Origin of the sequence: Kitasatospora nipponensis (assembly GCF_039528135.1) — a bacterium.
Lineage (GTDB): Bacteria > Actinomycetota > Actinomycetes > Streptomycetales > Streptomycetaceae > Kitasatospora > Kitasatospora nipponensis.
In genome coordinates this window covers 1-8,307 of the sequence record NZ_BAAALF010000266.1, presented here as the reverse complement: position 1 = coordinate 8,307, position 8,307 = coordinate 1, and the positions used below count along the sequence as shown (strand labels likewise).

Here is an 8,307-nt window from a genome sequence, read left to right as displayed (position 1 = left end):
CCCGCAGATCGGCGGCCGGGCGCCGGAGGGCGCGCAGGCGCTGCCGGCCGGCGGGGAGCTCGCCGCGGCGGAGCCGGGGGTGCCGGCGCCCCGGCTGCTGATCGCTGCGCTGCTCGCGAGCGCGGCCGGCGACACCCTGCTCCAGCTGGAGGGTGACACCCCGTTCCTGGCCGGTATGGGGGCGTTCGCGGCCGCGCACGTCTGCTACGTGACGATGTTCGCCCACCAGGGCGCGCTGACCGACCGCCGGCGCACCGCGCTGGTCGCGGCCGGGTACGCGACCGCCTGGGCGGTGATGATCACCCAGCTCTGGCCGGGCCTGGGGGCGCTGAAGGCCCCGGTGGCCGGCTACAGCCTGCTGCTGGCCTCCACCGCGGTGGCCTCGGCGGGCCTGGGGCTGCGCGGCGGGCTGGGCGGCGGGCTCTTCCTGCTCTCCGACACGCTGATCGCCACCCGGCTGGCGGGCTGGCGGGAGCTGCCGGGCCACGAGTTCTGGATCATGTCCACCTACCTCGCCGCGCAGTACCTGCTCGCCTCGGCCGCGATGCGGGCCGAGGAGGAGCAGGCCGCGGCCGAGCCCGCGCCGGCGACGACCTGGGTGCCGGCAGGCGCGCACTGACCACCCGGCCCACCCGGCCCGCACAGGCGGGCCGGGAGGCCCGGCCCGCGCCGGCCGGGCGACCGCGCGGGCTGCCTCAGAGTGCCAGGTCCACCACGACCGGGGCGTGGTCGGAGGTGCCCTTGCCCTTGCGGGCCTCGCGGTCCACGTAGCTGTCGGTCACCGCGGCGACGAACGGCGCGTTGCCGTAGGTGAGGTCGATCCGCATGCCGCGGTTCTTCGGGAAGGCCAGCGCGCGGTAGTCCCAGAAGGTGTAGGCGCGGTCGTACTTCAGGGCCCGCGGCGCGACGTCGGCCAGGCCGGCCTCGCGCAGCGCGGCCAGCGCGGCGCGCTCGGCGGGGGTGACGTGGGTGGAGCCCTCGAAGACCGCGGGGTCGAAGACGTCCTCGTCGGTGGGCGCCACGTTGAAGTCGCCGAGCACCGCGAAGGGGCGCTCCCCGGCCGCGTCCGCCAGCACGCTCTGCCGCAGCGTCTCGAGCCACTCCAGCTTGTAGCGGTAGTGGGCGTGGTCCACCTCGCGCCCGTTGGGCACGTAGACCGACCAGACCCGCACCGGGCCGCAGGTGGCGGCGATCGCCCGCGGCTCGACGGCGGCCAGCAGCGCGTCGTCCGCCAGGTAGCCGGGCTGCTCGGGCAGGTCGCGCACGACGTCCTCGAAGCCGACCTTGGAGAGGATCGCCACACCGTTCCACCGGCCGGTGCCGTGCGCCTCGGTCTCGTAGCCGAGCGCGCGGACCTCCTCGTAGGGGAAGGCGTCGGTGGCGCACTTCAGCTCCTGCAGGCAGAGCACGTCGGGCTTGGCGCTCTCCAGCCACTCCAGGAGCTTGGGCAGCCGCGCGGTGACGGAGTTGATGTTCCAGGTGGCGATGCGGAGGGTCACAGCGGGGCCTTCCCGAGCAGACTGGCAGACGAGGGCGAGAACGAGGACGGAACGGGGACGATCAAGGCGGGCTCCCGGCCGGGAACCCGCCTTTGAACATACCGTCCGCCACTGACAAGCCCGCCCGGGCAGCGCGCGCCCGGGGCGCGCCCGGCGCTACTGCGCGCCCACCGGGTGCACCACCGCGGCCGCGCCGCCGCCGCGCCGCACGGGTTCGGAGGCCGCCAGCCACCGCCCGTCGGGCAGGCGCTCGATGCCGGTGGCCGCCCCGATCTCCGGGTTGGGCGCGAGGACCTGCCCGAGCGCCCGCAGCCGGGCGGCGTCCGGCAGCGCGAGGAAGGCGGGCTCGGCGTCGGCGGCGGCCAGGTTGCGCTGGCTGGCGCGCGGCGCGGCGATCGCCTGCTCCAGGCTCAGGCCCCGGTCGATCCGCCCGAGCAGCACCTGCAGCACGGTGGTGATGATGGTGGCGCCGCCGGGCGAGCCGGTGGCGAAGGCGGGCTCGCCGTCCTTGAGCACGATGGTGGGCGCGATCGAGGAGCGCGGCCGCTTGCCGGGCCCCGGCAGGTTGGGGTCGGGCACCCCGGGCGTGCTGGGCACGAAGGAGAAGTCGGTCAGCTCGTTGTTGAGCAGGAAGCCGCGGCCGGGAACCGTGATCGCGCTGCCGCCGGTCTGCTCGATGGTCAGGGTGTAGGAGACCACGTCGCCCCAGCGGTCGGCGACCGTCAGGTGCGTGGTGTTGGGCCCCTCGTAGGTCTCCTGGACGGCCGGGCCGCTGCTCGCGCAGTCGGCCGGGTGGCGCGGATCGCCCGGGGCCAGCGGGCTGGTCAGCGCGTGGTCGGGGCTGATCAGGCAGGCCCGCGAGGCCGCGTACGGCTCGGAGAGCAGCTGGCGGGTGGGCACGTCCTCGAAGCGCGGGTCGCCGACCCAGCGGCCGCGGTCGGCGAAGGCGATCCGGGAGGCCTCCAGGAAGCGGTGGTAGTACTGGGTGGAGTCCAGCGCGCCCAGGTCGCTGCCGCTCAGGATGTTGAGCGCCTCGCCGACGGTGGTGCCGCCCGAGGAGGACGGCGCGATGCTGTAGACGTCGTAGCCGCGGTAGTCGACGTGGGTCGGGGCCTGCTCCCGGACCCGGTAGGCGGCCAGGTCGCCGGCGTCCAGTCGGCCGGGGCGCACCACCCGGGTGGCGGCCGGGTCGACCGGCGGGTGCTGCACGGTCCGCACGATGTCGGCGCCCAGGTCGCCGCGGTAGAGCGCGTCGACGCCGCTGCGGCCCAGCTCGCGGTAGGTGGCCGCGAGGTCGGGGTTGCGCAGCATCGAGCCGACCGCGGGCGGCTTGCCGTCCGGCAGGAAGAGCTGACGGGTCGCCGGGAAGTCCTGGAAGCGGGCCGCGTTGAGCGCGGTCTGGTCCTGGAAGGTCTGGTCGACCACGAAGCCGCGGTCCGCGATCCGCTCGGCCGGGCGCAGCACCTCGCCCAGCGAGCGGGTGCCCCACAGGCGCAGCGCCTGCGCCCAGGTCGCGGCGGTGCCGGGCACGCCCACCGAGCGCCCGCTGGTGACGGCGTCGGCGAACGGCAGCGGCTTCCCGTTCTCCAGGAAGAGCGAGGAGTCGGCGGAGAGCGGGGCGGTCTCCCGGCCGTCCAGGGTCTGCACCCGGCCGGTGCGGGCGTCGTAGGAGACGAAGTACCCGCCGCCGCCGATGCCCGCCGAGTAGGGCTCGGTGACCCCGAGGGCCGCGGCGGGGGGCACCGCTGCGTCGGCGGGGGTGGCGGCGTGCTGCAGCACCTCGGTGGCGGCGGGGGGGGGGGGAGTGGGGCTCGGTCACCCCGGGGGCCGCGGGGGTGCCCCCCCCCGCTTCGACGGCGTTGCCGCCCTGGCGCAGCACCTCGATGCCGGCGGCGGTGGCGTCGGCGTCCACCGAGGCCACCGCGCCGCCGTAGCCGGCGGCCTCGGGGGACTTGGGCGTCGGGGTGGCGGCCTGTGCCGGGGCCGGGCCGAGCGCGGTGACGGCGGCGCAGACGAGAGCGAGCGGTAGGGCGAGACGGGCGGATACGCGCATCGGGCGGACCTCCTGAATCGGCGTCAGCTCCGTTCTTTCACAGCTGAGGTGTCCGGAACAACAGGGCCTCGACCGCACGCCCCCACGCTCTCACCCGCGCCGCCGTCACCCCGTGCCCCGTGCCCCGCGCCCGGTGCCCCGCGCCCGCGGCGCCCCGCGCTCAGCGCTCGACGCGGCTGCGCTTGACGGTGCGAAAGCGCCGGGCGACCGCGCGGGCCAGGTCCGCGGCGCCGATCAGGCCCGCCTCGTTGCCCAGCGCAGCGTGCACGATCTCCGCCTCGGGGCGGAAGCCCCGGCCGGTCAGGGTGCGCCGGAAGGCGTCCTGGGCGGGCGCGAGCAGCAGGTCGCCGGCCGCCGAGACGCCGCCGCCGATCACGAACCGGCCGGGATCCAGCGCCGCGGCCAGGTTCGCCAGGCCCACCCCCAGCCAGGTCCCGATGTCGTGCAGCAGTTCGACGGCCATCGGGTCGCCGTCCCGGGCGGCCTCGGTGACCAGCGGGCCGGTGATCGCCATCACGTCACCGCCGGCCCGCGCCAGCAGCGGCTCGGCGACCGGCGACTCGCCGGCCGCCAGCTCGCGCGCCTCGCGCACCAGCGCGTTCCCGGAGGAGTACTGCTCCCAGCAGCCCCGGTTGCCGCAGGGGCAGCGGTGGCCGGCCGGCACCACCTGCATGTGGCCGAACTCGCCGGCCAGCCCGTAGCGGCCGCGGTCCACGTAGCCGTGCCGCACCACCGCGCCGCCGATCCCGGTGCCCAGGGTGATCATCGCCAGCAGGTCCTCGCCGCGCCCGGCGCCGAACCGCCACTCGGCCCAGGCCGCGGCGTTGGCGTCGTTCTCCACCACCACCGGGAACTTCAGCCGCTCGGTGAGCGCGTCGCGCAGCGGCTCGCCGCGCCAGTTGAGGTGCGGGGCGAAGAGCACCCGCGAGCGGTCGGCGTCCACCCAGCCCGCCGCGCCGATGCCCACCGCGTGCACGTCGTGGCGGTCCGCCAGCTCCAGCACCAGCTCGACGATGACGTCCTCGACCACCTTGGGGCTCTTGCTCTTGTGCGGCGTCTCGGTCCGCAGGCTCTCCACGATCCGGCCCTCGCCGTCCACCACCCCGGCGATCACCTTGGTGCCGCCGATGTCGATGCCGATGGTGGGCAGCCGCAGCACGCCGGCCGGCAGCGTGCGCCGGCGCCGGTCGGCGCCGTAGGGAGCCAGCCCGCGCTGGCCGAGACCGCGCTGGCCGAGGCCCAGCAGGGCGGGCAGGACGGGCTGGCCGGGGCGGCCTTGGGGCGTGCTCACGACGGCGGTGGCTCCTTGGTCGGTGGGGGTCGGTGCGGGGCGGTGCTGGGCGGTGGGGGTCGGTGCGGGGCGGGGTCGGCGCGGGGGGGCGAAGCGGCGCCGACGACCGGGGGCCATCCTCTCCTGTCCTCGACGCGTCGTCAGATGACTCTCAGTGTCCGACCCGCCCGCGGCCCCGGCATCCGGGAACCGGCCGACCGGGCGGGCCCGCGCGCGCCCGGGGCGGATGTGCGGGACCGGGGTGCGACGTGACCGGATCCCCAGCCATGCACAGTGGTCCCTGAGTGTTCACCCGGGGCGGCGCACCGGGAGTGCCCAGGCAGATGACAGACTGGGGTCGGATTCTTCGGGGGTTCTCACACGCACGTGACCTTCCTCTCAGGATTCCCCCAGGATCGAACGAAACCGATCATGGGTTCACGCTGTCTCTTCTTGATGGAAAGCGCACCGGGCAAGCGGGGTCCGGGCCGCCTAGCAACCCGGATACGAGAATCTTGATGCAACTGACAGGTCAGCCCTTCCTGATCCTTACGATCATCCTGGTGCCGGTCTCGATCGTGGTGGCCCTGCTGCTCTGGGGACGGGTCCGCGGCCCCAAGCCGGTCCAGACGCTGGCCCGGCTGGTCATGCTGCTGTTCTGCCAGGCCACGGCGGTGACCATGATCTTCGTCATGGTCAACAACGCCAACCTGATCTACGGCAGCTGGAGCGACCTGCTCGGTGACGGCGGCCACGTGCGCGCGGTGCCCACCCCGCCGGCGGCCGACGGTGCGGCCGGCCAGCCGGGCCAGGGCGGCCAGCCGGGCAGCGACGCCCAGCCCGCGACGAAGGTGCTGCAGCAGTTCAAGAAGGTCGACGACCCGCTGGTGCCCGGCGACGTGCAGACCACCGACGTGAAGGGCCGGCTCTCCGGGGTCGACGGCGAGGTCAACGTCTGGCTGCCGCCGCAGTACAACGACCCGGCCTACAAGGACAAGAAGTTCCCGGTGGTCGAGCTCTTCCCGGGCTTCCCCGGCTCCTCGAAGACCTGGTTCGGCACCCTGAAGGTCTCCGAGCAGCTCAAGCCGCTGATGGAGTCGGGCCAGGTGGCGCCGTTCATCCTGGTCTCGCCGCGCACCCAGCTGCTGGGCACCACCGTCGACACCGGCTGCGCGGACGTGCCCGGCAAGGTCAACGCCGACACCTGGCTCTCGCGCGACGTGCCGCAGATGGTGCTGGACAACTTCCGCGCCGACCCCTCGCCCGACCGCTGGGCGGTGGCCGGCTACTCGGCCGGCGCGCACTGCGCGGACCGGATGGCCCTGCTGCACCCCAACCGCTACCGCGCCGCCGTCAGCCTCTCGGGCTACAGCGACCCGGCCGGTGAGGACCTCTCGCTCACCGCGAAGGACCCGCACCTGCGCGAGGTCTCCAACCCGCTCTACATCCTGCAGCACGCCACCACCCCGCCGAAGGTCGCGCTCTACCAGACCGGCGACAAGGGCGACGGCTACGAGGCCGGCCAGGCGCTGGCCGCGGCCGCCAAGGCGCCGACCACGGTGACCGTGGTGGAGACCAGCGGCCCGCACACCCAGCAGGTCTGGAAGCCGATGCTGCCGGACGTCTTCAAGTGGCTGACCCAGCTCATCCCGATCCAGCACTGAGCCGGGCCTGACGCACCGACGACGAGGGCCCCCACCGCGTGGTGGGGGCCCTCGTCGTCGGTGCGTCAGGCCAGCTCGAGGGCCAGGTAGAAGTCCACCCGGTCCTCCAGCCGCGACAGGTCACGGCCGGTCAGCTCCTCGATCCGGCCGATCCGGTAGCGCAGCGTGTTGACGTGCACGTGCAGCTGGGCGGCGCAGCGCGTCCAGGAGCCGTCCGAGCGCAGGAACGCCTCCAGCGTGCGGACCAGGTCCGCCTGATGCTCGATGTCGTACGCGATGACCTTGTCCAGCAGCCGGCTGCGGAAGGCGCGCCGCACCTCGTCCGGCACGGCGGCCAGCAGCAGCACGTGCGAGGCCAGCTCCTCGGGGCCGGCCACGCAGACCCGGCCGACCCGGGCGGCGGCGATCCGCAGGGCGTGCCGGGCCTCCTCCAGCGCCTCGGCCAGCGCCCCGGCCTCCAGGGCGGGCGCCGAGACGCCCAGGGTGATCCGGCCCTCCGAGCCGAGGCCGGCCTCCAGCGGCGCGAGCAGCTCGCGCAACGCGTCGGCGGGCACCGCGGCGGACGGCGCGGGGAGCACCACGACCGCGCCGGTGCCGGAGCCGGCCACCAGCGCGCGGTCCGAGGTGTCGGTCAGCGCCTCCTCCAGGACCGCGCGGACCATGCCGTCGGGCAGGCCGGTGCCCTCGGCGCTGAGCACCAGCCAGGAGTTCTCCGGCTCCGTCCCGGCGCGCGCCGGGCCCTCGTAGCGGGCGGCCATCGCCGAGGAGGCGTACAGGGTGCGGCTGATCTCGGCCGGGTCGGCGTCGCGCTGCAGCAGGGTGAGCAGCTCGTCGGCGAGCCGGCGGCGCAGCCGGCGGCCCTCGTCGCGCCGGGTCCGCTCGGCGGCGACCAGCCGGGCCAGGTTCTCGGCGAGCTGCTGGCGCTTGGGGGTCCACTCGGTGACATCGCCGGCCACCGCCAGCACCCAGTCGGACAGCGGCGCCTCCTCGCCGGGCTGGGCGGGGGCGGGCAGCAGCGAGTAGGAGCCGGAGACCAGGCGCGCGCGGTGCGGCGGGCGGCGGCGCTGGCGCTGGGCGCCCAGGTTGGCGCGCACCAGCTGGTCGCGGTCCTCGGCGCCGAGGTGCTCGGCGGGCCCGGCGATCACCCGTCCGGTGGGGGTGAGCACCCAGCAGTCCAGGTCGAGGTCACCGCCCAGCAGGTCGAGCACGGCGTCCAGGCCGCCGCCGCCGGCCGCCGAGACCAGCATCCGGTGCCGGTCGACCAGCGCCGCCAGGTCGGCGGCCCGGTCGGCGGAGACCTGGCGGCCGATGAACTCGGTGAGGGTGGAGAAGGCGATGTCGTCGGGGACCGCGAGCAGCGGCAGCCGGTGCCGGCGGCAGGCCGCCACCAGGTCCTCGGGCACCGGCCCGACCTCGGCCTCGGCGGCGGCCCGGGCCACCGCGCCGCCGGCCGCCAGGGTGCGCACGAAGCGCTCGGAGTCCTCGGGCGCGGTGCGCCAGAGCATGCCGGTGAGTACCAGCTCGCCGCCGTGCAGGTAGCGGCCGGGGTCGTGCAGGTCCGTGGTCATGACACCGCTGACCTGTCGGTCGAGCTCGTCCTCGGCGGCGAGCAACCGCAGTCTCGGGGCTCCGGGGGCGAGCAGGTCACGGACACGCATCCGCGGACTCCTCTCTCTGAACAGGCGCGGGCAGGGCACGGGCGGGGCGGGGCCGGCGCGGGGGCGCGGACGGCGCGCCGGGCCCGCTTCCTGCGAAGGGGGTGGTGGGGCCGGGGGCGGCGGGCGGGCCGCCACCGCGGCGACGTGCAGGATGTCGCAGGGC

The 8,307-nt window shown here is 75.6% G+C and carries 5 protein-coding genes and 1 pseudogene; 2 read left to right on the top strand and 4 right to left on the bottom strand.

The annotated features are described in order from the left end of the window. On the top strand, nucleotides 1–619 hold a 619-nt coding region (locus tag ABD323_RS37690), incomplete at its 5' end, for a lysoplasmalogenase family protein (RefSeq protein ID WP_344446609.1). Between the two features lie 76 nt (nucleotides 620–695). On the opposite strand, the gene ABD323_RS37685 is transcribed toward ABD323_RS37690, so the two are convergent. The 3 genes and pseudogenes from ABD323_RS37685 to ABD323_RS37675 form a co-directional block, all read right to left on the bottom strand. Continuing rightward, entirely contained in the window at nucleotides 696–1,499 is an 804-nt protein-coding gene (locus tag ABD323_RS37685; protein ID WP_344446608.1) for an exodeoxyribonuclease III, read from the bottom strand. Between the two features lie 156 nt (nucleotides 1,500–1,655). Continuing rightward, nucleotides 1,656–3,552: pseudogene (locus ABD323_RS37680) on the bottom strand (gamma-glutamyltransferase family protein). 160 nt (nucleotides 3,553–3,712) lie between these two features. Then, complete coding sequence (locus tag ABD323_RS37675) at nucleotides 3,713–4,843, bottom strand: ROK family glucokinase (protein ID WP_425556301.1); 1,131 nt, start codon at nucleotides 4,841–4,843, stop codon at nucleotides 3,713–3,715. Nucleotides 4,844–5,340: 497 nt separating this feature from the next. Between ABD323_RS37675 and ABD323_RS37670 the strand changes: the two genes are divergently transcribed. Next, nucleotides 5,341–6,486, top strand: coding sequence for an alpha/beta hydrolase (locus tag ABD323_RS37670; RefSeq protein WP_344446607.1), 1,146 nt, complete (start codon nucleotides 5,341–5,343; stop codon nucleotides 6,484–6,486). Nucleotides 6,487–6,551: 65 nt separating this feature from the next. Here the strand turns inward: ABD323_RS37670 and ABD323_RS37665 are convergent, their stop codons facing one another. After that, nucleotides 6,552–8,144, bottom strand: a complete 1,593-nt coding sequence (locus ABD323_RS37665) for a PucR family transcriptional regulator (RefSeq protein ID WP_344446606.1) — start codon at nucleotides 8,142–8,144, stop codon at nucleotides 6,552–6,554. Nucleotides 8,145–8,307: the final 163 nt, after the last annotated feature.